The sequence below is a fragment of the Streptomyces sp. PTY087I2 genome, assembly GCF_001687325.1.
Lineage (GTDB): Bacteria > Actinomycetota > Actinomycetes > Streptomycetales > Streptomycetaceae > Streptomyces.
This window is the reverse complement of record NZ_LZRD01000017.1, coordinates 86,792-110,664: the sequence shown is the minus strand read 5'-3', so window position 1 is coordinate 110,664 and position 23,873 is coordinate 86,792. Positions and strand designations below refer to the sequence as shown.

The 23,873-nt window shown below is 70.9% G+C and carries 20 protein-coding genes; 5 read left to right on the top strand and 15 right to left on the bottom strand.

Going from position 1 to position 23,873, the window contains the following annotated elements:
• Nucleotides 1-10: 10 nt before the first annotated feature.
• From A3Q37_RS19805 to A3Q37_RS19770, 8 genes are all read right to left on the bottom strand, one after another.
• Nucleotides 11-985, bottom strand: coding sequence for a TerC family protein (locus A3Q37_RS19805; protein WP_065486473.1), 975 nt, complete (start codon nt 983-985; stop codon nt 11-13).
• 24 nt (nt 986-1,009) lie between these two features.
• Nucleotides 1,010-1,825: an enoyl-CoA hydratase/isomerase family protein gene (locus A3Q37_RS19800; protein WP_065486468.1), complete on the bottom strand. Its 816-nt coding sequence runs from the start codon at nt 1,823-1,825 to the stop codon at nt 1,010-1,012.
• On the bottom strand, nt 1,822-2,949 hold the full coding sequence (locus A3Q37_RS19795; protein WP_065486466.1) for a cytochrome P450: 1,128 nt from the start codon (nt 2,947-2,949) through the stop codon (nt 1,822-1,824). Before A3Q37_RS19795 ends, A3Q37_RS19800 begins: the two co-directional genes overlap by 4 nt.
• 269 nt (nt 2,950-3,218) lie before the next feature.
• Complete coding sequence (locus A3Q37_RS19790; protein ID WP_079137883.1) at nt 3,219-4,628, bottom strand: cytochrome P450; 1,410 nt, start codon at nt 4,626-4,628, stop codon at nt 3,219-3,221.
• 95 nt (nt 4,629-4,723) lie between these two features.
• On the bottom strand, nt 4,724-5,314 hold the full coding sequence (locus A3Q37_RS19785) for an ATP/GTP-binding protein (RefSeq protein ID WP_065486464.1): 591 nt from the start codon (nt 5,312-5,314) through the stop codon (nt 4,724-4,726).
• The gene (locus A3Q37_RS19780; RefSeq protein WP_065486462.1) at nt 5,289-5,663 is read right to left on the bottom strand and encodes a DUF742 domain-containing protein; all 375 of its coding nucleotides are present in this window, start codon (nt 5,661-5,663) and stop codon (nt 5,289-5,291) included. The genes A3Q37_RS19785 and A3Q37_RS19780 overlap by 26 nt, the downstream gene beginning before the upstream one ends.
• Entirely contained in the window at nt 5,660-6,064 is a 405-nt protein-coding gene (locus A3Q37_RS19775) for a roadblock/LC7 domain-containing protein (protein WP_010063113.1), read from the bottom strand. The genes A3Q37_RS19780 and A3Q37_RS19775 overlap by 4 nt, the downstream gene beginning before the upstream one ends.
• Entirely contained in the window at nt 6,061-7,353 is a 1,293-nt protein-coding gene (locus tag A3Q37_RS19770) for an ATP-binding protein (RefSeq protein WP_065486460.1), read from the bottom strand. Before A3Q37_RS19770 ends, A3Q37_RS19775 begins: the two co-directional genes overlap by 4 nt.
• Nucleotides 7,354-7,770: 417 nt before the next feature.
• On the opposite strand from A3Q37_RS19770, the gene A3Q37_RS19765 reads away from it, so the two are divergent.
• The 4 genes from A3Q37_RS19765 (at nt 7,771) to A3Q37_RS19750 (ending at nt 10,780) form a co-directional block, all read left to right on the top strand.
• The gene (locus A3Q37_RS19765) at nt 7,771-8,421 is read left to right on the top strand and encodes a response regulator transcription factor (protein WP_065486613.1); all 651 of its coding nucleotides are present in this window, start codon (nt 7,771-7,773) and stop codon (nt 8,419-8,421) included.
• A gap of 134 nt (nt 8,422-8,555) precedes the next feature.
• On the top strand, nt 8,556-9,629 hold the full coding sequence (locus A3Q37_RS19760) for a sensor histidine kinase (RefSeq protein WP_065486458.1): 1,074 nt from the start codon (nt 8,556-8,558) through the stop codon (nt 9,627-9,629).
• 262 nt (nt 9,630-9,891) lie between these two features.
• Nucleotides 9,892-10,551, top strand: coding sequence for a response regulator transcription factor (locus tag A3Q37_RS19755; protein ID WP_141693581.1), 660 nt, complete (start codon nt 9,892-9,894; stop codon nt 10,549-10,551).
• A gap of 31 nt (nt 10,552-10,582) precedes the next feature.
• Entirely contained in the window at nt 10,583-10,780 is a 198-nt protein-coding gene (locus tag A3Q37_RS19750; protein ID WP_065486611.1) for a hypothetical protein, read from the top strand.
• A gap of 105 nt (nt 10,781-10,885) precedes the next feature.
• On the opposite strand, the gene A3Q37_RS19745 is transcribed toward A3Q37_RS19750, so the two are convergent.
• From A3Q37_RS19745 to A3Q37_RS19720, 7 genes are all read right to left on the bottom strand, one after another.
• Nucleotides 10,886-11,770 carry an ABC transporter permease gene (locus tag A3Q37_RS19745; RefSeq protein WP_079137882.1) on the bottom strand — a complete coding sequence of 295 codons (885 nt, stop codon included), beginning with the start codon at nt 11,768-11,770 and terminating at the stop codon, nt 10,886-10,888.
• Nucleotides 11,767-12,516, bottom strand: coding sequence for an ABC transporter ATP-binding protein (locus A3Q37_RS19740; protein ID WP_079137881.1), 750 nt, complete (start codon nt 12,514-12,516; stop codon nt 11,767-11,769). The genes A3Q37_RS19745 and A3Q37_RS19740 overlap by 4 nt, the downstream gene beginning before the upstream one ends.
• Before the next feature lie 33 nt (nt 12,517-12,549).
• Nucleotides 12,550-14,700 (bottom strand): peptidase domain-containing ABC transporter, encoded by a 2,151-nt coding sequence (locus A3Q37_RS19735; protein WP_079137880.1) that lies wholly within the window; start codon nt 14,698-14,700, stop codon nt 12,550-12,552.
• An 11-nt stretch (nt 14,701-14,711) separates the two neighbouring features.
• The gene (lanM, locus tag A3Q37_RS35820) at nt 14,712-17,570 is read right to left on the bottom strand and encodes a type 2 lanthipeptide synthetase LanM (protein WP_079137879.1); all 2,859 of its coding nucleotides are present in this window, start codon (nt 17,568-17,570) and stop codon (nt 14,712-14,714) included.
• 98 nt (nt 17,571-17,668) lie between these two features.
• Nucleotides 17,669-17,869 (bottom strand): class II lanthipeptide, LchA2/BrtA2 family, encoded by a 201-nt coding sequence (locus A3Q37_RS19730; protein ID WP_065486453.1) that lies wholly within the window; start codon nt 17,867-17,869, stop codon nt 17,669-17,671.
• A gap of 99 nt (nt 17,870-17,968) precedes the next feature.
• Nucleotides 17,969-21,004 carry a type 2 lanthipeptide synthetase LanM family protein gene (locus A3Q37_RS19725; RefSeq protein WP_176711464.1) on the bottom strand — a complete coding sequence of 1,012 codons (3,036 nt, stop codon included), beginning with the start codon at nt 21,002-21,004 and terminating at the stop codon, nt 17,969-17,971.
• A gap of 133 nt (nt 21,005-21,137) precedes the next feature.
• The gene (locus tag A3Q37_RS19720) at nt 21,138-21,323 is read right to left on the bottom strand and encodes a plantaricin C family lantibiotic (RefSeq protein WP_030075698.1); all 186 of its coding nucleotides are present in this window, start codon (nt 21,321-21,323) and stop codon (nt 21,138-21,140) included.
• Nucleotides 21,324-21,657: 334 nt separating this feature from the next.
• On the opposite strand from A3Q37_RS19720, the gene A3Q37_RS19715 reads away from it, so the two are divergent.
• Nucleotides 21,658-23,778, top strand: a complete 2,121-nt coding sequence (locus A3Q37_RS19715; RefSeq protein ID WP_065486448.1) for a hypothetical protein — start codon at nt 21,658-21,660, stop codon at nt 23,776-23,778.
• Nucleotides 23,779-23,873: the final 95 nt, after the last annotated feature.

Here is a 23,873-nt window from a genome sequence, read left to right as displayed (position 1 = left end):
TGCCTTCGTCTTACGCGTTCGTGTCGGTGCCGGAGGCGTCCGGACCGCTCTTGTCCTGCGGCGGACGGCGCAGGCTCAGGGTCACCGAAACGGCCAGGATGACGACGATCACGGCGAGGCTCACCGGCGACGGGATCTCCGGGATCGAGGTGCTGATCATCTTGTGGCAGGCCTGGAGGACGAGCTTCACCGCGATGAAGGCGAGGATGACCGCCAGCCCGTGGCTCAGGTAGTGGAACCGGTCGAGCAGCCCCGCCAGCAGGAAGTACAGGGCCCGCAGCCCCAGGATCGCGAAGGCGTTGCTGGTGTAGACGATGAACAGGTCGTCGCTGACCGCGAGCACCGCGGGCACGCTGTCGACCGCGAAGATGAGGTCGGCCGCCTCGATCGCGGCGACCACCGCGAGCAGCGGCGTGGCGATGCGCCGCCCCTCCTTGTGGACGATGAAATGCGTGCCGGAATAGTCGTCCTGGACCGGCATGACCTTCCGCAGCAGCCGCACCGCGAAGCTCTTGCCCGGGTCGAAATTCTCCTCCTGGCCGCTGAGGATTTTGTAGCTGCTGTAGAAGAGGATCGCGGCGAAGACGAACAGCACGAACGTGAAGCGGTTCACGACCGCCACACCGGCGGTCAGGAAGAGCGCCCGGAACACCAGGGCGCCGATGACGCCGAAGAAAAGCACCCGGTGCTGATACTCCCGGGGCACCTTGAAATACGCGAAGATCAGCGCGAAGACGAAGAGGTTGTCGACCGACAGGCTCTTCTCCAGCAGCCACGCGGTCGTGTACTCCGTTCCGGCGGTCGTCCCGAGCGTCAGGAAGACGACCCCGCCGAAGACCAGTGCGAGCCCCACCCACAGCGCGCTCCACAGCCCGGCCTCCTTGAAGCCGATGACATGGGCCTTGCGGTGCGCCAGGAGGTCGACCGTCAGCGAGACGATCACGGTCACGGCGAACACGATCCACAGCCACACCGGTACGTCCACGCCGGAGACCTCTCACTCGGGTTTTTACGAGTGTGACCCGCCCCTTCCCCCGCCGCCCGCCGGAGAGCGCCGGGTGGCGGCCGCCACCGAGGCCATCAGCTCCGCGTCGAGGAACGAGGGGTCGGCCAGCCGGGTGGCGGCGGCATAGGAGTTCAGCAGCGCCTTGGTGACCCGCAGCGCGGCCTCCGGGCGGCGGACCACCGGCTTCGCCCAGGCGGCGACCGCGTCGTCCAGCTCCGCAGCGGGCACCACCCGCTGGAGCACGGACAGCTCGCGGGCCTCGGCGGCGCCGAACGCCCGGCCGGTCAGGATCAGCTCGCGAACCCGGGCCGCGCCCACCTCGTGGATCAGCCGGGGCAGCAGCCCGCCCCAGGCGGTCGGCAGCCCGAGCGCCAGCTCCGGCAGCCGGAAGGAGGCGTTCTCCGCGCCGACCCGCAGATCGCAGGCCAGGGCCAGCGCGAACCCCGCGCCGACCGCCTTGCCCTGGACCCGGGCGATGGTCACCGCCCGGCCGCCGGAGAGCGCCTCGCAGACCCGGCGGGCCTTCTCCCCGGCGACCCGGATGCCCCGGCCCGTCGGGTCCTCCTCCAGCCACTGGCCGAACTCGGTGCGGTCCCCGCCCAGGCAGAAGTCGTCCCCCGCCGCGCCGAGCACCAGCACCCGCACCTCCGGGTCCGGGGCGGCGACGACGGCCAGCAGCTCGTCGAGCATCGCCTCGGTCACCGCGTTCCCGCTCGCGGGCGCGTTCAGCTCCACGTGCAGGACGGCGCCCTCGCGCCGGGTGCGTACCGTCGTGGCGCGGTCGTTCGAGGTCAGGAAGTCGGGCAGCGAGAGCTTCACAGCGCCACGCCCAGCGAGGTGATGCGCCGGAAGACCATCCGGGCGGCGTACTCCGGCGGCGCGACGGTGTGCAGGGTGGGGAAACGGTCCAGCATCCGTGCCAGCAGCGTCCGCGCCTCCAGCTTGGCCAGCGCCGCGCCCAGGCAATAGTGCACCCCGCCGCCGAAGGTGAGGTGGCTGCCGCCGCGCAGGATGTCGAAGCCGGCCGGGTCCGGGTTCCGCCGCGGATCGTGGTTGGCCGCTCCGTACAGGACGTGGATCATGCTGTCCTTCTTGATGGGGACCCCGGCCAGGACGGTGTCCTCGGCGGCGATCCGGGTGTTGATGTGGATGGGCGGGTCGTAGCGCAGCACCTCGTCCACGGCCGCGTCGACGTGCTCCGGGTGCTCCCGCAGCCAGGCCCACCGGGCGGGCTCGGTCAGCAGACGGGTCATCGAGGTGAGCAGCGTCGCGGTGGTCTCCAGCGAGGCGATGGTGACGAACATGGTGAGCCGGTAGAGGATCTCGTCCGCCCGCTCCCGGTCCGGCTCCATCGCGTCCCAGGTGTGGATCCACTCGGTCAGCACGTCGTGGCGGGGCTCGGCCCGGCGGCGGGCGACCAGCTCGGTGAAATAGGCGCGCAGCGCCAGGGTCGCCTCGGCGGAGACGGCCAGCTGCGACTTGGTGGGCAGCAACTCCTGGGCGTACACCTGGTTGTGGGTGATCTCCAGGATGTGCGGGTAGTCCTCGGGCGGGATCCCCAGCCAGGAGCCGACGGTGCTGACCGGCAGCTGTTCGCTGACCGTGGAGACGAAGTCGGCCTCGCCCCAGCGGAGCTTCTCCGCCAGCTCGTCCAGCAGCCGGTCGGCGTCGCGCTCGACGTCGGGGGCGAGGCGTTCGATGGTGGAGCGGTCGAAGAGGTTGCCGAGCGAGCGGCGCTGGCAGGTGTGCTCGGGGGCGTTGAGCCGGGCGAGGGTGGTGGTCATCTCCCGGGTCGCGATCGCGTCCCACTGCTTGGAGTCGTCCTGCCGCTCCTGCCAGGCGAGGTCCGGTGCGAGCCAGTTACGGCCCCGGAGCACCGTGCTGCATGTGTCGAATCCGGTGACGAAATAGCCGTTCCACGGAGCGCGGACGACGTCACCCATCGTCCGCAGCTCCGCGAGTATTCCGTACGGCTCGGCCTGTCCTTCGGGTGAATTGAGTCTGCGGAGCAGAGCGATGACCGCACGACGGCCGTCCGGGTTCCTGCCTGTACCGCCAGTGATGCTCACGCAGAGTTCCTTGACCTAGGCCCATGGTTACCGAACTGAACCTACCCCTCCGGATATCTGCGCCAAGCATCGATCTTTGTTGCCCCCGTCACATGCGATCGTCACAAATGCCCGTTGTCACCAGCGAATTGTCGGGCTGTGAGTCATACGCGGAACACGTCGAGGAACGAACTCCACCAGCCCCTCTGCTTCTTGGCCGGCTCCGGGGTGTGACGGGGCGTCACCGGGCCTGCGGAGGGGGCGTTGCGGTACGGGTCGGGGAGCTGGGCCGAGGTCTGGGCCGGCGGCTGCACCCCGGCCGAGGCCCGCCGCGCGGCCGTCGGCGTGAACCGTACGGGCAGCGCGATCAGGGCCCGGTGGAAGGGGCCCGGACGCCAGGCGACCCCCGAGGCGGGCACGGCCAGCGAGAGGTCCGGGACGGTGTTGAGGATCTTCTCGATCGCGGTCAGCGCGATCAGCGTCGCGGGCGACTTGGCCGGGCACACGTGCGGGCCCGCGCCCCAGGCGAGATGGGCGCCCTTGCTGAGGGTCTGGCGGGCGTCGGTGAGCCCCGGGTCGCTGTTCGCGGCGGCGAAGCTGATCAGCACGGGCGTCTCCGCCTTCAGCACCACCCCGTCCAGCTCGATGTCCCGCACCGGGTAGTGCGTGGCGTAGTTGGCGATCGGCGGGTTGTTCCACAGGACGTCGTCGAGCGCGTCCTCGACGAGCATCCCCGAACCGCGCCGCTCGGGCGCGCCCGGCTGCTCCCCGGCGAGCATCAGCAGCAGCGCGTTGCCGATCAGATTGCGCTCCGGCTCCACGCCCGCGCCCATCAGCATCACCAGCTGGTCCTTCAGCTCCTCGTCCCGCAGCCCCGCCGGGTGCTGGATGAGCCAGGAGGTGATGTCGTCGCCGGGCTGGCGGCGCTTGATCGAGACCAGCTCCATCAGGCACTCGGTCAGCTCGGCGTTGGCGCGCAGCACATCCTCGCCGTCGAAGATCGCGGACATCGAGCGGGTCAGCCGGTCGCCGATGTCGCCGGGGCAGCCGAAGAGCTGGTTGAACAGGAGCAGCGGCAGGAGCTTGGCGTACTCGTTGAGCAGGTCGGCGGTGCCGCGCTCGATGAACTGGTCGATCAGATAGTCGGCGATCCGCTCGACGTCCCGGCTCAGCCGGCTGCTGTTGAGCCGGGCCAGCGACTCGGTGACCGCCTTGCGCAGCCGCAGGTGCTCCGCACCGTCGGTGAACAGGCAGTTGGGCCGGTAGATCATCATCGGCAGCACCGGGCTGTCCATCGGGACGGCGCCCTCGCGCAGCGCGGCCCAGCGCCGCGAGTCGCGGGCGAACAGCGCCGGGTTCTGGAGCACCCGCAGCGCCGCCTCGTGCTGCACGATCAGCGTGGCGTCCACCCCCGGGGCCAGCTCGATGGGCGCGGCGGGGCCGTGGGTGCGGGCCGTGTCGTAGAAGCGGTGCGGATCGGCGGCGAACTCCGGTCCGTACAGCGACGTCTGCTGCTGGTGCATGGGGCACCCGGCGGGGGCGCTGTACGGGGTGGCTCCCGGCTGCGGATCCATGTCGGCTTCCTCGGTGTGATCGCGGGGCCGTCGGGGCCCCGGCTTCGTATACGTCTACGTCTGCGTCGTGGTGTCGCGCCGGACCGTGTGCCGCGTCAGGACGCGTGCGTCAGGAGGTGGCGGACCAGGGTGATCAGGGCGTGCGCGGAGGACTTCTGGTCCCGGGCGTCGCAGAAGACGACCGGGGTGTCGGGCAGCAGGTCGAGCGCTTCGCGCAGTTCGTCCTCGGCGTGCTGCGAGTACGGGTCGAAGCTGTTGACGGCGACCGCGTACTCCAGCCCGTACGTCTCCACCAGGTCGATGACGGGGAACGTGTCGGCGAGCCGCGCCGGGTCGACCAGGAGCAGCGCGCCCAGCGAACCGCGCGCCATGTCCTCCCACAGCTCCACGAACCGCTGCTGCCCCGGCGTACCGAACAGGTAGAGCACCAGCTCGTCGCTGAGGGTGAGCCGCCCGAAGTCCAGGGCGACCGTCGTCGTCTTCTTGTCGGGCGCCCCGCGCAGATCGTCGACCTGGGCCGCGGCCTGGGTCATCCGCTCCTCGGTGCGCAGCGGCGTGATCTCGGACAGGGTGCCGATCAGCGTCGTCTTGCCCACCGCGAAGTGCCCGACGACGAGGATCTTCGCCGCGCGCTGGACCGCTTCCGGAACATAGATGCTCTCAGCCGAACCGGACTTGGAGTCCATGCAACACCTCTTCGAGGATCTTCCTGTCAACGAGCTGGGCCGGCGGCGGCGCCTTCCGGCGCAGGAGGTGTCCCTGCTGGTGTAAATCCTGGAGCAGGAGACGGGCCACCCCGACCGGCAGGCCGAGGTGGCCGGCGACCTCGGCCACCGAGAGATAGCCGCCGGAGCACAGCTCCCAGATCGCCTTGACCTCGGGGCCCGGATTCGGCGGCGGCTGGCGGTCGGGAGCGAGGGTGACCAGCGTGACGAGGGAGAGATCCTCCGCGTCGGGCAGCCCCCGCCCGCCGGTGATGACATAGGACCGGACGAACCCGCTGCTGACCTGCTGCTCCTCGCCCGGCGCCGTCATATCTCGCTGTCCGCGGTGCGGCGGGGCGGTGTGGTCATCGCCTTGCCCAGGGCCGTGACCTGCTGCTGCATCCGGAAGGACATGGCCTCCATGTCCACGTCGGCGGCGGCGGTGGCGGCGAGGTAGGCGCCGGTGCCCGCGGCGATGAGGAAGATCCAGCCGTCCTCGTACTCCAGGAGCGTCTGCCGCCATCTGCCCGGATCACGGGTCCCGATGAAGGGGGCGACGGCCCGGCTGAGGGACTGCATGGAGCTCATGGCCGCGGCGACGGTCTCCGCGTCGTCCCGGCCGATCTCGCTGGAGTTGGCGAGCAGCAGGCCGTCGGCGGACACGAGGATCGCGTGCCGGGCGCCGGGTACCTGGAGCAGGTCGTTGAGTACCCAGGACAGATCGGGGTTCACTGGAACTCGGGTCCTTCCGTCGTCGTCGTGTCGCGCCCGGACCGGGTGCCGCGTTGGAACGCGCCGAGCCGGGACGCGGTCTCCTCGTTGCTGCGCACGGGCCCCGGTTCGGCCGACGGCACCGCGGTGACCGGGCTCTTGCGACGACGCTTCGGCAGCCCGCCGGCGGTGGTGGTGATCTGTGCGAGCGGCTGGGTGGCGGTGTCCGGCCGGGGGGCGGGCGGGAAGAGCGGGGTGGGCGCGGGGGCCGGGGCCTGCGCCTGGGGCTGGGGCTCGGGCTGGGCCTGGGTGTGTGCCCGGGCCTGCCACTGGTCGGGCTGCCGGACCTGCGGCTGCGGGGCGAGCGCCGCTTCGGGCGCCTCGGCCGGCGCGGCTGCGGGCGGCGCCTCGGTGGTGAGCAGTTCGTCGGGGATGAGGACCACCGCGCGTACGCCTCCATAGGGGGAAACGGAGTCCACCGAGACCCGGAAGCCGTAGCGGGCGGCGAGCATCCCGGAGACGGCGAACCCGAACTGCGGCGGAATACCGAGGCTGGAGACGCTGATCGCGGCCTGGGGGGAGAGGAGGGCCGCCGCGCGGTCCTTCTCCTCCTGGCCCATGCCGAGACCGGCGTCGTCGACGATGAGGCAGACGCCCGTCGGCACGGCCTGGATGTTGATCTCGACCGGGGTGCCGGGGGCGGAGTAGTTCGTGGCGTTGGCGAGCAGCTCGGCGAGGACCACGGCGACCGGTTCGACCGCGCGGCTGACGACGGAGAAGTTCACCTGGCCGTTGACCCGGACCCGGTCGAAGTGCCGGATACGGCCCTGGGCGCTGCGGGCCACGTCGAAGACGGAGGCCACGGTCTCGCGGCGGCCGAGCCAGCCGCCGCAGAGCACGGCGATGCCCTGGGCGCGCCGGCCGAACTGGCTGTTGGCGTGGTCCATGGCCATCAGGTCGGCGAGGATCCCGGGGTCGTCGCCGTACTTGCGCTGGGCCTTCTCGATCACAACCTGCTGTTCGTCCGCGAGACCCTGGAGGGTCCGGACGGCCGCCTTGAGGACGGCCTTGGTCTCCTCCTCGGCGTCCTTGCGGACCTCCGCGAGTTCGGCGGACTGACGCTGGAGCAGAGTGTTGTGGACGACGTGGAGTTCGTCCCGCTGGTGGAGGAGGGCGTCGCGCTCCTGGCGCAGCTCGGCGTGGTTCCTGCGGAGCTTGACGTTGGTCGCGCGAGCGCGCAGAACGGCACCCACGGCGACCAGGGCTACGACAACCAGCGCCCAGACGGCAGGGCCCTGTGCAAATGTCATGAGACTCACTTCAAGTGCCATGGCGGAAACGGCTTGACACCCCGTCAGGCGGCACGCAGTCAGGCCTCGTTCGCCACGACCGTGCGCCGCTCCGGGAGGTGCCCCTCCGAAGGTGGGGCCGAGGAATCCATTCCTCCCGGAATGCCCCCATACGCCATCAGCCCACTGGAAGTAAGATGATCTTATCATCGGCCGCGCGACGAAATGTCAAGGCCGCCACGCCCGTTGCCACTTGACGCAGAATGTTCACGTTGCGGAGATGTGGCGGAGGGGCTCACGGTGCCGCCGGTACGGCCGGCGGTCGGCCCGAGGCCGGCCCGAGAGGTCCGGAATTCAACGTTCCGCTTGCTCTGGAACGCTCCCCGCTCCTGCCGTACCCTTCGGTGATTCCTGGTCGGCAGGGTGAAGGGGCGCATCGTGATTCGGGTTGCCGTCGTGGACGACGAGCAGCTGGTCCGGTCCGGGCTGAAATTGATCTTGGGCGCTGCTCCGGACATCGAGGTGGTCGCCTGCTGCGACGGGGTCGACGCCGTCGACCGCGTACGGGAGGTACGCCCCGACGTCCTGCTGCTGGACATCCGGATGCCCGAGGTCGACGGGCTGACCGTGCTGCGGCAGGTGGGCGCGCTGACCGCGCCGCCCGCCGTGGCGATGCTGACCACCTTCGACGCGGGCCGGCACATCGACGACGCGCTGCGTTCGGGCGCGGTCGGTTTACTGATGAAGAACACTGCCCCGGAACAGCTCGTCCACGCGGTCCGCGTACTGGCCGCCGGGGGCCGGATCCTGGCGCCCGAGGCGGTCGGCCCGGTCATCGAGGGCTATCTCGCCGCGGGCCGGGAGACCGGTGCGGCCGACCGCACCGGGGCCCTGACCGACCGCGAACGCCAGGTGCTGGCGCTGGTCGGCGCGGGCCTGTCCAACCGGGAGATCGCCCGTGAGCTGCGGCTCTCCCACGGCACGGTCAAGGACCACGTCAGCTCGGTGCTGTCCAAGCTGGGCGGGGTCAACCGGGTCCAGGCGGCGGTCCTCGCCGACCGGGCCGGCCTGATCGACGGGGCGCCGTGAAGCGCCTCCGCCCCCGCATACCGCCGCGCCTCTCCGGTCCGCGCTTCTCCCGCTTTCGCCTCTCCCGTACGCTCCGGCGCCCCGGCTCTTTTCGGAACCCGTCCCGCCGGACGCGGGCCCTCGGCCGTGCCGCCGTGCCGGTCGGGATCGCCGTGGTCGACGGGCTCCTCGTCAACGGCTTCGGCCCCGGGCCCGGCCTCTGGGTCGCGCTCGCCGCGGCGGGCGCGCTGGTGCTGCGGCGGCGCTGCCCCGAGGTGGTGCTGCTCGTCGGCCTGCCCGGGATGTACGTCGGCCACCTGGCGTTCGCCCCGCTGATCGCGCTGTACTGCCTCGCCGACCGCCGCCGCAACGTGGTCGTCGGAGTCGTGGGGGCCGTCGCGGTCGCCCTGGCGCAGTTCCTGCCGTACCCGGTCACGGACCTGCCGGAGCTCGCGGTCGACCGGGAGACCCTGATCATGGCGATGGACTCCTGCGTCCTGGCCGCCGGGGCGCTGATCCTGGGGCGTACGGCCCGGGTGCGGCGCGAGAGGCAGCGGGAGCTGGCGGAGGGCCGGGAGCGCGAGCACCGGCTGCTCGCCGAGCGGACCCTCGCCACCGAACGGGCCTGGCTGGCGCGGGAGATGCACGACGTCGTCGCCCACCAGGTCAGCCTCATCAGCCTCCAGGCCGGGGCGCTCCAGGTCGGCGAACCGGACGCGGCCACCGTACGGTCGACCGCCGGGATCGTCCGCGAGCTCTCCGTGAAGACCCTCACCGAGCTCCAGCACATGGTGGGCGTCCTGCGCGCGGCCGGTGGCCCCGCGCCCGGCCTCGACCCGCAGCCCCGGCTCACGGACCTGCCCGCCCTGGTCCGCGACTGCGGTCTGCGCGTCACGCTCGCCGCCCCGGACGGCCCCGGCCACTGGTCCCAGGCAGTGGAGCGGGCCGCCTACCGCACGGTTCAGGAAGCCCTCACCAACGTGACCAAGCACGCTCCCGGCGCCGCGGTGGACATACGGGTCCAGCCCCTGGACGGCGGGCTGCGGGTCGACGTCCGCAACACCGCCGACGACGGCTCCGCCGCCTCCCTCGGTCTGCCCGGCGGCGGCCACGGTCTCATCGGTCTGCGCGAACGGGCCCTGCTCCTCGGCGGCACCTTCGAGGCCGGTCCCGAGCCGGACGGCGGATTCCGGATCCAGGCGGTCTTTCCGTCCCGGCAGACTTTCTGAGGGTGTGTCCGCAGGAACGGAAACCGTCTTTCCGGTCCTTCTCCAGGAGGAGATCGGTGATCCCGGACCCCGCCGACCGGCGGGGGGTGTCCCCGTCAATTGGCCGGATAATTCGGACCCGCCTCCCTTAAGTGTATGGCTGCTTGCTGTCATTTCCCTGGGAAAGATAGGATCGCTGCGCGCCTTGACCAGCGCACGCCGTGCGGGGGCCGTCGTGACGGATCCGCCCCGCCGGCGGCCGTACGGGGGAAGTAGGGCAGAAATGGCAGATGACTGTATAGCCGTGGGGCTGATGGTCGCCAGATTGTCGTTGCGGCGGAGACTCACCCGACTCTTCGCCCATCGTGGCTGGAACGCCGTCGCGTGCGAGGGGGCCGGGGGGCTCCTTTCGTCCGACGACCGGACCGGTGTCGCGTCCGGGGTTCCGTGCGACGTCCTGGTCGTCGACATCGACCGGCTCGACGAGATACGGGGCGCCACACCGGTCGTGGCGCTGACCTACGGCTCGGAGATCGACCGGCTCGGCGCGGTGAAAGCCGACGTCCGCGCGGTCGTGGACCGGGACGACCTGGACGAGGCCTTCCTGGAGGCCGTGCAGGAGGTCGCCGCCGGGCACGGGTGGATCTCGCCCACGCTCGTCCGCCCGCTGCTGCGCGGGCAGCCGTCCGCACCGGCGGGGGCCTTCCGGCCGACCGCCGTTCCCGTGCCGTCGCGGCGGCCGGGGCGGGCGCATGATCCGGCCCTGACGGCACGGGAGTACGAAGTGGTCTCTCTGGTGTCGAAGGGAATGAACAACAGCGAGATCGCCGGCGCCCTCTATATCGCGGAGAGCACCGTGAAGTTCCATATGTCGAACATTTTGCAGAAGACCGGATTCCGTAACCGCGGTCAGCTCGTGGCGCGTATGCCGGTGGCCGGCTGAACCGGCCGCACACAACATGAAGGAGACCGTCATGGGAAACGTCGTGGGGAAGAAGAAGGAAGCCCTTCGCTGGGCGCCGGTGGTCATTCTGCTGGTGTTCGCGCTGATCGCGCCGCTCTTCGGGGACAGCCCGACCGGCGTCGTGATTCCGCTTCTGCTCGCGGTGATGCTCGCGGGCGTGAATGTCACGGTGCAGAAGAAGGAGCGCTCGACCCACGGGGCCGAGTGAATCCGGCTGAGTGATCCGGCCGGGGGGACCGGTCACGAAGAACGCCGGGGCCGCCGCACCTGACCAGTGCGGCGGCCCCGGCGTTCGTGGATCGGGACGCCTCGCTCAGGACGCCTCGTACCGGGTGAAGCGCGCCGCGCCCACCGCCCCGATCGCCACCGCGTACAGGGCGAGGACCAGGAAGCCGAGGCCCTGCGAGCCGCCGTCCGCCTCCGCCGCGGCCGTCATGATCGTGCCGCCGCCCGCCAGGTCGCCCGCCCCGCCGGGCAGCAGGTTGCCCAGCTCCGCGTTGCCGAGCGAGGAGGCGAGGATCCGCAGGGTCGGCTCCAGGAACTGCGTGACCAGCAGGATGCCGACGATCGCCGCCACCTGGTTGCGTACCAGCGCGCCCACGCCGACGCCGATCGCGCCCCACAGGGTCATCACCAGGATGCTGCCGCCCAGCGCGCCGAGCACCGCGCCGTCCGTGAGGTACGTCGGCTCCCCGTGGCCCGCGAGCAGCGCCGCCGACACCAGGGCGCCGGAGAGCACCGCCACCGTCCCGTACACGAACGCCGTGCCCAGCCCGACGAGGAGCTTGGCCCCGTAGACGCGGGCCCGGCGCGGCTCGGCCAGCAGCGTCGCGGAGATCGTGCGCGCGTGGTACTCCTGCGTCACCGTGATCACGCCGATGGCCAGCGGGAAGACGTACGCGAGCGCGACCGCCATGTTGTACGCCGGTACGGCGTCGGCCGCCGTGCCGAAACTCAACGGGCTGCGCGGGGCGTTGAGGCCGCCGAAGACGATCAGCGCGGTGAGGCCCGCGCTGCCCGCGAGGGCGGCGAGCAGCAGGATCCACCACAGCCGGGTCGTGGTCAGCTTCAGCACCTCGGACCGCAGGAGATCGGCCGTGGAGACCGCGCCGGAGCCGGCTCCGGAGTCCGTGGCCGGGCGCGCGGACCGGTCCGTCCGCGCCACCGTACCCGTGCTCGTGCTCGTACCCGTGCTCATATCCGTGCTCCGTTCCCGGCCCGTGTCAGCCGCAGGAAGGCCGACTCCAGGCGCTCGCCCGGCTCCAGCAGACCGTCGAGGGGGCCGCTGTTCAGCAGCCGCCCGTGATGCATCAGCAGGACGTCGTCCACCGTCTGCTCCATCTCGCCGAGCAGATGGCTGGAGAGCAGCACCGTCCGGCCCGAGGCCGCGAAGTCCCGCAGGAACTCCCGTAGCCACAGCATCCCTTCGGGATCCAGGCCGTTGGCCGGCTCGTCCAGGATCAGCAGCTCCGGGTCGCCCAGCAGCGCCGAGGCGAGGGAGAGGCGCTGCTTCATCCCGGTCGAGTACCCGGCGACCGGCCGGTCCGCCGCCCCGGACAGGCCGACGTCCGCGAGCAGTTGGTCGACCCGCTCAGGACCGCAGCCCGCGGCCGGGGCGTAACAGCGCAGATGGCCCCGCCCCGTCCGGCGGCCGACGAACGCCCCGCCGTCCAGGCCGACCCCGATCCGCCGTGTGGGGGCGGCGAGTTCGGCGTACGGACGGCCCCACAGCAGCGCGCTGCCGCCGGTCGGGCGGATCAGCCCGAGGATCATGCGCAGGGTCGTCGTCTTGCCCGCGCCGTTGGGGCCGAGGAAGCCGGTGACCCGGCCGGGCCGTACGTCGAAGGAGACTCCGTCGACGGCTCTCGTGCCCCGGAACTCCTTCTGGAGATCCCGGACCGAGATCACCTGCTGTTGCTGTGCGTGCTGTTCGTCCTGTGCCATGCGACGGCTCCTCCTCCTTCTCTCTGGCCTTTTTCAGACGGTGTTGAGGTCGACCTGGGAGCGGACCAGGTCCCGGTACGGGCCGGGCTCGGTGATCAGCTCCTCGTGGCGGCCGGTCTGGACGACCCGGCCGTGTTCCAGCACCACCACGAGATCGGCGTTCACGATGGTCGACAGCCGGTGGGCGATGATGATCCGCGTGCACTCCAGCCGGTCCAGCGCGGCGGCGATCCGGGACTCGGTGACGGTGTCCAGCGCGCTCGTCGCCTCGTCGAGCACGAGGACGCGGGGCCGCCGGGCGAGCGCGCGGGCGAGCGCGATCCGCTGGCGCTGGCCGCCGGAGAGGCTGTTGCCCATCTCGCGGACCGGGGTGTGGTAGCCCAGCGGCATCGCCGCGATGTCGTCGTGCACATGCGCTTGGCGCGCGGCGTCGACGACCGCCTCCATCGTGGCGTCGGGCACCCCGAAGCGGATGTTGTCCGCGATGCTGCGGTTGCTGAGGACGATGTCCTGCGGAACGTACGCGGCGCTCCGGTAGAACGCGTCGGCGTCCATCTCGCGGATCGACACCCCGTCGTAGAGGACGTCACCGGACCGGATCGGGTACAGCCCCATGAGGAGCTTGCCCAGCGTGCTCTTGCCCGAGCCGGAACTGCCCACGATCGCGACCCGTTCGCCGGGCCGGATGTCGAACGAGACGTCCGCCAGGGCCGGGGTGCGGGAGCCGGGGTAGGAGAACCCCACGTTCCGCAGCCGCACCGCGCCCCGCACGGCGGCCTGCCGGTCGCCGAACGCCCCCGGGTCCTCCGGCTGGTGGAGGATGTCGCCGACCCGCGCCACCTGCGCGTTCGCCGTGATCAGCTGGGTGAACGCGCCGGACAGCGACATCACCATGCCGAGGCTCGTCGCGGTCAGCGTCTGCGCCGCCACCGCCGAACCGAGGTCCAGCGAACCGTTCAGCACGAGCCACAGCCCCACCGCCAGCACGAGCAGCGGCCCGAACACCTGGAACACCGCGTAGCCGCTGGTCGCCACGCCCTGGAGGACGATGCGCCGCCGGGTCTGCTCCATCCCCGCCGCGTAGACCTTCTGCCAGTCCCGGAAGAACGTGCCGGTCATCCCGGAGACCTTCAGCGTCTCGATCGAGGACAGCGCCTCCATCTGGAGCGAGGAGGACTTCGTCGTCTCGCTGATCTCCCGCTCGGTGATCCGCCGGATCGGCCGGTACGTCGCCACGGCCACGGCGAGCATGGTCAGGAAGACCGCGAACGCCGTCGCACCGAGGGTGAACGAGCGGTAGAACATATAGCTGAAGATCGCGATCAGGCTGCCGAGATCGAGCAGCACGACCGACAGCTGGCTGGAGATCATGTCCCGTACGGACGTGATGCTGGAGAGCCGGTAGAACAGCTCCCCCTGCGAGCGGTTGGCGAAGTACTTGTACGGCAGGTCCAGCAGCCGCCGGAACGTCTTCCCCATCATCGCCTCGCCCAGGCTCCGGATCACGGACGCCAGCGCCACGGTTCTGAGCAGCGAGAGCAGGAAGAACACCGCCATCGGGACGGTGAACGCCACCAGCACGAGGGCGATCGGGGCCTTCTCCAGATAGCCCGCGTAGTCGTTGACCGCGTACTGGGTGGCGATCGGCATGAAGATGGTGAACGAGTACAGCACCAGCGACATCAGGAACGCCTGGAGCAGCGGCTTCCGGGCCCCGGTCAGCGAGCGCAGGAACTCCCGCCAGACGCTGGGCTCCCGGTGCTGCTCGGGCCGGTGCTCCGGCGTCGGTACGGCTTCGAGCGCGAGGCCGGAGTAGTGCTCGGCGAACTCCTCCGCCGGGTAGGTGCGCCGCCCGCCGCCCGGGTCGACGACGGTCACCCGGTGCTCGTCGATCTCCTCGACGACCACGACATGGCTGTCGTCCCAGTACGCGATGAGCGGCAGCGCCAGCTGATCGAGCCGCTCCACCCCGGCCCGGAACGCCCGCACTTCGAAGCCACGGCCGCGCAGGATGGCCGCGATCTGCTTGATGGTGAGGCCGTCGCGCCCCACCTCGTGGTCCCGGCGCAGCCCGGCCACCGAATCGCGGGAGCCGTACGCCGAGAGGATCATCGCGATGCAGCACAGACCGCATTCGGCCTGGGCGAACTGCTGGACCTCGCGGACCCGTCGGACTCTGCGCATACGCCATGCCATCAGCGGCCTCCGAGGCAGCGGGGAAGGCCGGTTCCGGGGTGGTCGAGCATCGCCTGGGCGGCGAACCAGCCGGAGAGGCCGAGGAAGTAGGACGGCAGGAGGGGTTCGGTGCCGATCCCGCAGGACCAGCCGCCGTTTCCGTACCGGTCGAGGAACGCGGTGTGCAGCGCGGCGGCGGCTTCGCGCAGGTCGGGGCGGTGGAGCAGGTCCGCCAGATGGCAGAGGACCGCGATGCGGCCGGCGAGCCCGTGGCAGAGGCTGAGGTCGGGGGCGATCGCGGTGCTCCGCGTGGAACCGGCGGGCTCCAGGACGCGATCGATCTCCGGGGCCACGGCTTCCGCGATCCGGCCGACGGGTTCGCCGAGGGCGGTGAGGAGAGTGGCGTGCGCGTACGCGATGCCCGCATACCCCTTGCACCAGCCGCCGTTGCCCGTTCCCGGGTCGCGCAGGGCCGCGTCCTGCCAGCGGTGGCGGCCGTACGCCTCGGCGAACCGCTCCAGATGGGCGCGGGCGCCGCTGTCCTCGTCGAGACCCGCCGCGACCATCGCGGACAGAGCGGTGATCCGGCCGAACCTGCCGTGGGCGAGACCGAGTTCGCCGTCCTCGGGGTGGTCGGCCGGGTCGCCGTCCACCGCCACGAGGCGGCGCAGCAGCCGCTCGGTCCCGGCCCCGGTGAGCTCGGTCGCGCCGTGCGCGGTGTGGGCGGCGAGGTGGACGAGGTAGCCGCCGTAGCCGTTGAGGTGGTCGAAGTCGGCGGCGGACAGGCTGTCGACGTCGAACGCGCCCTGGGCCGGGCGGAATCGGACGTGCTCGTCGCCCGCGCGGAACCGGGCGGCGGGCGAGGCCAGCCGCCGGATCTCCCAGTCGGTCACCAGGTCGGAGAGCACGCCGGTGAACGGCGACATCGACAGCGGCGAACCGTCGAGCACGGCCGGCCGCGAGTGCACGGCCGAGGCGCGGACCCGCTCCAGATCCACGCCGACCGGGGACGTGCCGGTGCGGGCCGCGCTCTGCGCGAGGTGCAGCAGCAGCCCGCCGCCGTCGTACAGCGTCGCGTCGATCCCGCCGAGGCGCAGCCCGTCGCCCCGGAGGCGGGGCGTCAGCCAGGTCGGGGCGTCCGCATCGCCGACGACGAGGTCGCGGAGCAGGGCGTGCCAGCCGGCCGGGTCGGCGAGGTGGACGGGCGAGGCGGCCGGGGCGGGCCCGGTGGCGGGCTCCCGCCGCTCCCACACGTCGTCGGCGGAACCGGCCAGGGCGTAACGGAGGTAGAGGGGGTCGCGGTCGGCGGGCCGGGCGAAGAACGACCGTACGGCGGCGAGCGCGGACTCGCGGGGCGTGAGGCGCGCGGCGCTGCGGATCTCCTCGTCGAAGTCGCCGCGCAGCAGCCCGGAGTCGCAGTCCACGGTGAAGAACGGCACATCGAGGTCGAGCAGGGCGGCGACCTCCTCCCGGTGCACGGCGTCGGCCGACTCGGCGGCGGTGCCCCGGTAGTGGCGCGGCAGTTTGCCGAGCAGGTCGGCCCGGTCCTGGCGGCTGCCCAGGTGCACGGGGTGCGTGGAGGCCTCCAGGAACCGGGCGTAGACGTAGGTCGGGCGGACGACCTGGCGCACGGCCCAGCCGGCGGAGTCCCGTACGGCCGCCTCGACGGCGTCGCGGTGGGCGGCGAGCAGGGTGCGGGCCTCACGGAACCCGGCGACGAGCTCGTCCGTCCAGCGGCGCGGGTCCAGCGGCTCGCCCGCCACGGTGGCCATGTTGGAGCCGTGCTCGACGACGACCTGGCTGCGGTCGAAGCGGATGTCGTCCGTGCCCGCGTCCACGACCAGGTACGACTGAAGGTGCTCGGAGGCCCCCGGCCGTACACAGCCGATCCCGGAGATGTCGACGTCCAGCTTGGATCCGGCGTAACGGGCGGGAAAGAGCAGGGTGTTGAGCACCGAGTGCTCGATGTCGAGATTGAGGGCGGCGGCGGCCGACACCGAACGACCCTGCTCGGGCGCGGTGTTGGGAAGCGACACCAGGGTCTCGGTGTCGATGACGACCGGGCCGTCCGGGGTGGAGATGATGTTCTCGTGGTGCAGGTCGGTGGCGCCCAGCATCGACAGGAGCGCGGCGGACCGGCCGAAGCGGCGGAAGTAGCGGGCGCTGTGCTCCGCCGTGCCGTCGAGGTCGGCGTGGACCACGAACTCCTGCCAGACGTGGGCGGGCCGGACGAGCGTACGGGGGTGCAGCGGCCCGAAGAACGAGCCGTCGGCGTCGAGGAGCGTGCGCAGGGAGGTCAGGAGCTGCTGGCAGTTGTCCTGCTGCGGCTTGTACACGGCCCGCGCGCCGTCGTCGCGGACCACCAGGCAGACGGTCCGCCCGCCCCGGTGGGCGTCGCCGAGGCCCGGGGTGACCGAGACGATCCGGCCGGGTCCGCCGAGGAGCGCGTCCAGCTCGGCCCGGTCCGCGACGGCGGCGTGCAGCACGTCGGCCACCGTCCGTGCGGTACGGGCGGTGGCGAGGCGCAGCAGCCGGTCCAGCTCGGGGAAGCGGTCGAGCACCGCCTGCCGGCCGGGGGCCTGGGCGAGGTGGGCGTGGAACGCCTCGTACCCGGTGTCCTGGGCGCGGAAGGAGGCGATGAGGGTGCGGACGCCGGTCTCGACGCAGAGGCCCATGAGCGAGCGGAGCGCGGACTCGGCGACCCCGGCGAGGTCGGCGACGTCCTCCATCGTGTCCGGGCCCCGGAGGGTGGCGGCGAGCCCGGCGATGCGCTGGGCGCCGTCCCGCAGATACGGCGTGTAGAACGCGCCGAAGACGTCTGACCTCTCGTCGGTGATGCGCCGCACCAGGTCGTCGAGGAACGCGTCGCTCAGTTGCACTCGGGGACTCTCTTGCCGTCGTCGAAGGTGGGAGGGTGGGGGCGGGCGCCCCGGAAGTACCAGTTCCGGGGCGCCCGCACCGCACCGGCTCAGCGGATTCAGCAGCGCTTGGTGCAGCCGCTCGTCGGGCAGCCGCCCTGCATCGCGGCGCTGGCGCCGACGATGACGGTGGTGACGGCGGTGGCCGGGACGATGGTGGGCGTGATGCCCGCGGCCAGCGAGTCCGGCGCGTCCGCGAGCTCGACGAGCTCGTCGGCGCTGACGTATCCGGTGGCGTCGTTCATGGCGATGTCGCCCATGACGGTTCCTCTCTGTTCTTCCTGCGTGGATGGGTGGTGCCAGGGCCCGGCAGGATGCGGGCCCGGTTCGTGGGTGCGCCGTCGCGTTGTGGCCGTGCCCTAGGCGAAGCGCAGCAGGGAAGGGTGGTTCCCCGGGTCCAGGTGGCGGAGGACGGACCAGGCGAGTCCGGCCTCCCCGACCATGAGGCTGTTGGTGTAGGCGTACTTGGTGTCGGAGCGCTGCCCGTACCGCTCCACGACCTGGTCGAAGAGCCGCGGATACAGGTCGTCGAGGCCGTCGCCGTGGCTTCCCGCCCGGCTGCTCTCGCCGAACAGGCCGGGGACGAGCTGCTGCCCGAGCCCGACGATCTCCGCGCAGGCCAGGTCGCCGTGGCAGTACGTCGGGTTGTTGCCGAAGCCGCGGGCCAGGGTCAGCCCGGCCAGCCGGTCCAGGACCGGGCGGGAGACGGCGCCGGGCGCGTACTCGTTGCTCATCAGCGCGCCCAGCAGCATGCCGGGGGCCCCGTGGCACCAGCCGTACGAGCGCTCCGGCTCGCCCCAGACACGCGGCCAGTCGCGGTCGCCGTCCTCCTGCGCGTCGAGCACGGCGCCGAGGATCCGCAGGCCGAGTCCGTGCACGCCCGGGTCGTCGAACTCGGCTCCGTAGCGCAGCAGTACGGGCGCGATGCCCATCGCCCCGTGCGCGTAACCGGTGTACGGGGTGACCCGCGGGTCCGCCAGGCCGAGGCCGCCGAGCGCCTCGGTCTCCCGGGCGGCGATCGTGCGGACCGCCTCGGCGACGACCGCCCGCTCGGCCGGGTCGGTGGCGCGCTCGTGCAGCGCGAGCCCGACGGCCAGCGCGCCCGCCATACCGCTGAGGAAGTCGGTGCCGGCCTCGGCCCCCGAGCAGCGGGCCAGCTCCCGCGCCAGCTCGCCGAGACGCCCGGCGTCCGGCTCGTCCAGCAGCCCGCGCGCCACGACGAGGGCGTACGCGGTCCCGGCCATCCCGGTCATCCCGCCCACCGACACCCCCTGCTCGGCGAGCTGCCCGCCGCGCAGCTGCTCCTCGACGGGGTCCAGCACGCTGCGTGCCGCCGCCGCGAAGTCCGCCCGGCCCGTCTCGCGGGCGAGGGCGGCGAGGACGAGGGCGGGGCCGGGGCTGCCGCCGTACAGGTCGTAGCCGAGGGTCCCCGGGCTCCACTGGCTCTGCGAGTCGGTGGTGACCTGCGGGGCGATCCAGGTCGCCGGGTGGCGGGACTCGGTGCTCGCCACCCGGGTCGCGAGCAGCCGCTCCCCGATCCGTACGGCCTCGTCGACGAACCGGCCCCGGTCCACGGCGACAGCGGGCTTCCCCGCCGGGCGTACGGGGACGAACCCGGTCTCCTCCTGGTCGGTGGGCAGCTTGTTGACGAACGAGAAGTCGATCAGGCGCAGTTCGCGCTCGATGACGGTCTCGTCGAGCCCGTGGATCCGCTCGCGCACGGTGGTCAGCGGCGGTTCGGCGAGGGCGTCGGCCCGTACGGTCCCGTCCGTCGAGCCCAGCGCGCGGGACCTGGCGGTGTACGAGAAGTACGGCACGTCGCCCCGGGCCATCTGCCGGACCTCGGCGTCGGCGATCTCGGGGGAGTCGCCGGTGCGCAGGACGACCCGGTTCAGGACGGCGGCGCGGACGACCGGGTCGGCCATGGCGTGCGGGTGGGTCGCCATGCGCAGCAACTGCGTGTAGAAGATGGTCGCCTGGTTGACGTGCCGGAACTGCACATCGCCGAGGAACTCCTCGACGGCGTGGGCGACGGCGTCGGGGTGGTCCGCCGCGTACCGCAGCACCCGGCCGAACTCGCGCTTGACAATGTCCCGTTGGTCGTTGACGGGCAGCTGGGTGGCGCGCTGCACGGCGAGGTTGGCGTTGGCGGCGGTGGTCGTCGTGGTCACCATCCCGACGAACATGTCGTCGCGCCCCGGGTTCTGGAGGCTCAGCGACTTGTACGGGGAACGCTGACCGGTGTCGTAGCCGATCGCGCCGATGTCCATGCCCTCGTCGTCGCTGCCCGAACGCACGACGAGCGGCAGCAGCCCGGACCCGATGATCGATTCCCGGAGCGTGAGCGCCCCGATCTTCGAGGCCGCGCCGTCGTCGTACGCCTCGGGGAGACTGAGCCGGGGCGACAGCAGGGTCTCGGTGTCGATGACGACGGGCCCGGCGGCGCAGGACACCATGTTCTCGAAGTGGATGTCGGTGGCCCGCAGCAGGAAGAGGATCCCCGCGAGGGTGCCGATCCGGGCGAAGTAGTCCTTCTGCTCGCCCGCGTACTCCTCGGTCGGGATGAACTCCACGAACCCGCCGTGCTCGGTGGGGACCACGGCGACGGTCGGCAGATCGGTGCCGAGCCGGCCGTTCATCCAGGACACGAAGGAGCTGTAGCCGGCCTCCGCGCCGATGGGGTGCGGCTTGTAGAGCACACGGCCGCCGTCGGTGAACAGGACCTGCGCGACGGAGCGCCCGCCGTTGTGGGTGTCGCCCTCGCCGAGGACGAGACGCTCGACGCGGGGGAGTTCCGGACCGCCGTCCGACAGGAGCGCGCCCAACTGCTGTGCGGCAGAACCGATTTCATCGATGATCTCGACGACGTACCGTGCGGAGGCCTCGACCTGGCGGCCCACGAGGGAGAAGAGGTGCGGATAGCGCGCGGTCAACTCGCCATGCCCGGCAGGGCTGTTGGTCCACCGCCGGAAGGCGGCGTATCGCTCCTCGGGCGTCTCGCCGTCGAGCAGGCCGGCCGTGCGCCGCCGGTGCAGCTCCTCGACCAGGGTCCGGATCATCAGCCGGGAGACGAGCCCGGTCTGGTGCGTGACGAAGTCGTCGACGATCCGCTGCGGCGCGGCGATCGTGGGCGACTGCGCGGCGGCATGGCGTACACGGCCGGTCCAGGGCGCGACGAAGTGCCGGAAGTAGTCGTGGAAGAGCCCGTCGGGATCGAGGGACGGGTCGTAGGCGGGGGGCGCTTCGGGCAGCTCCTGGTCCTGCTCGCCCTCGTCCGCTGCCGCCGCTGCCCGCAGCCGTTCCTCGACGTGCGCGATCAGCTCGGGGTCGGTGAGCTCCGGCAGATACGTCCGCAGCGCTTCGGCGGTGCCGGGGGAGACGTCGTGACTGTTCATGAACACCGGATCCAGGACGGGGCGGGGAGGGCGGGGAGTGACGGGAGGGAAGGGAGGGGAGTGCCCTCGGAGGGCTGCCCCTCGGGAGGGGAGGGGGAGGTGACGCCGGGAGGTGGGTCCCGGCGTCATACGGTCACTTGCAGTTGTTCTGGCACTCGGCGGTGGCCGTGCAGAAGTTCCCGTTGTTCCCCAGGACGTAGCTGGCGCCGTAGCAGCTCAGGGAGGACACGATGGTTCCCCAGCCCTGACCGGCGGCGCTGACGGCGTCGAGGTTCTGGTCGTCGATCTCTTCGAGGATGCCGACGTTGGGGTTCGCCATGAGGCTCACACCTTTCACGCGAGGAAGCGGCGCGCGGCTGTGGGGCCGGGCCGTTCCGAATGGATCTTGACCCCTTGAACGCTAGGGACCGGATCCGCGCGGCACCCCCGCCCGGGGACGGGTTCCGCCCCCGCCCTGGGGGGTGTTGTTCCCCGCCCGGGACCTCGCCGGGAGTTCGGGCATTTCCCGTACGGCACGGAGTCTCTGAGCGGTCGGGAGCCATTGGTAGGTTAAGAAGATCGCTCAATGAGGGGCGTTACCGACGGGGGAGGGTGCTTGATGGCATGGGACGAGTGGGAGCCGATGAGGGCTTCACCGAGAGGACCCAGCGCTGATGGATCTCGAAACGCTGCGTGATGGGAACTTCTCCAAGCTCAACGAGGCCATCAGTGCCTGGAAGGGTGTGGTCGACAAGCTCAAGACGCTGGAGAGCGATGCCCGCGACGATCTCAAGGCCAAGGCGGACAAGGCGAGCTGGGCCGGTGTGAACGCCACGGTGTCCCGGGAGTTCATCATGAAGACCGTGGGCGAGTTCGGCGATGCCCACACCCAGGCGACGACGATCCACAACATCCTCAAGGACACCCGCGATGAGCTCGTGGAGTACAAGGGAGAGCTGGACCAGGCGCTGGAGCGTGGCCGTAAGAAGAACATCACGGTGGTGCCCACCGGCAACGGCGGCTTCACCGTCACGATGCTCATCCACCCCGACCGGGCGGCCAAGGGCACCGAGGTCGCGGATCATTCGCAGCAGGACGTGGACCACCTGCGGGACGACGTACAGCGGATACTGAACCGGGCGACCGAGAGCGACACCAGCGCCGCGAAGGTTCTGAAGGCCATCGCCGATCAGGCCGACCTGGGATTCTCCGGCGCGCAGTACAAGGACCGCGACTCCGCAGCAGATGCGTTGAAGAAGGCGGAGGAGGCGGCGAAGGTCATCAAGGACAAGGGTGATGAGATGTCGCCCGCCGAGTTTCGGAAGCTCAACGCGACCCTCGACGCGTACAAGAACGACCCTTTGTTCCAGGAGAAGTTCGCTACCACCCTCGGTGCGAAGGGAACCCTGGACTTCTGGGCGGACCTCACCGACGTCTCGACCTCGAACGACCTCGCCCGCACTCAACTGAACCAGCTCGGCGACTTCCAGAAGAACCTCAGCCTCACTCTCGCCGGCGCCACCCAGTCGGACAGTCCTGCGATGCGTGCGTGGGAGAACGACATGGTGAAGTCGGCGGGCGAGCGCTACCAGACGCGTGGTTCGCAGGTGTGGGGCTTCCAGCTGATGAGCAACCTGATGCGGGTCGGGGACTACGACGACCAGTTCCTGAACAAGTACGGCAACTCGCTGGTCGAGACCGAGAAGAAGATGAAGGCCCCGGGCAACTACTGGTCCGGCGGGGTCGGTGGCCCGAACATGCCGAAGATGAACTTCATGGACGACAAGGACTTCGGCCGCGACCCGATGACCGGCTTCATGACGGCACTCTCCAACAGCCCGGACGCCTCTACGGAGTTCTTCAACACCGAAGAACCGCAGGACAATGCGAAGTGGGTGCTCAAGGAACGCCCGTCCTTCGATGACACGCCCTTGGACGATGGCCCCAATCCGGCGCTGGAGGCCACGGGCAAGGCCATGTTCGCGGCGGTCTCGGGCGTCAGCGACCCGGACGTCGACGGTGTGAGGTTCGGGGATCACACCCCGGAGCAGAGCGAAGCGATGAAGCGCTCGCTGGAGTTCCTCGCACAGACCAAGAACGACTTCCCGGCCGAGCTGCGTGACGACATGGCCAGAGCCATGGGCAATCACGGAGAAGCCGTGCACAAGTCGATGAGCGATCCTCTGGGTTCCAAGGGCCTCGATTCCGGTCAGCTCATGGAAGTGAGCAAGCAGATCTCCCGTAACAAGGACACGTACGGCCTGCTCACGGAGCAGATGAACATCGCCATCCTCGGTGACATCCACACCGAGGCAACCAAGACCGACCCTGAGGAGAAAAGCCCCGAGGACAGCCTCAAGAAGGCCGGCCGCACTGTTGGGTTCCTGGAGGAGGCCAGATATCAGGCTACCAACGACAAGAAGGAGGGAGATCTTACCGACGCTTCGTGGAAGAAGATGTGGACGTACCACCTCGTGGGCGGCATCCTCACGCCGCTCGGCGGCGGGACTCTGGGTGACCCCCTCCAGCGAGGCATCGATGCCATCACGTCAGCCTGGGTCAAGGACAAGGAGAATGAGATCAACGCAACTTCCCAGGCGGAACACAAAGATGCCTACGCCGTTCGGAACGGCCAGCTTCGGGCTATCGCTGATGAGTGGTACCGGGCGAACGAGGACTGGGCCAAGGACCCGAGCCACGAGGGTTACTCGAAGGACTTCGGCGTCTACGACACCATCGGAGCGGCTGCCAACGACGGGAACGACAAGGCCGAAGGGATTGTGGGAGACCAGTGATGAGGGGACCTCTCAGGGCGTGTGCCGCAGTGGTGTCTGTCGGGCTGGCTCTGCTCCTGTCGGGGTGCGGATCGTCGCGGGAATACGCGATACCG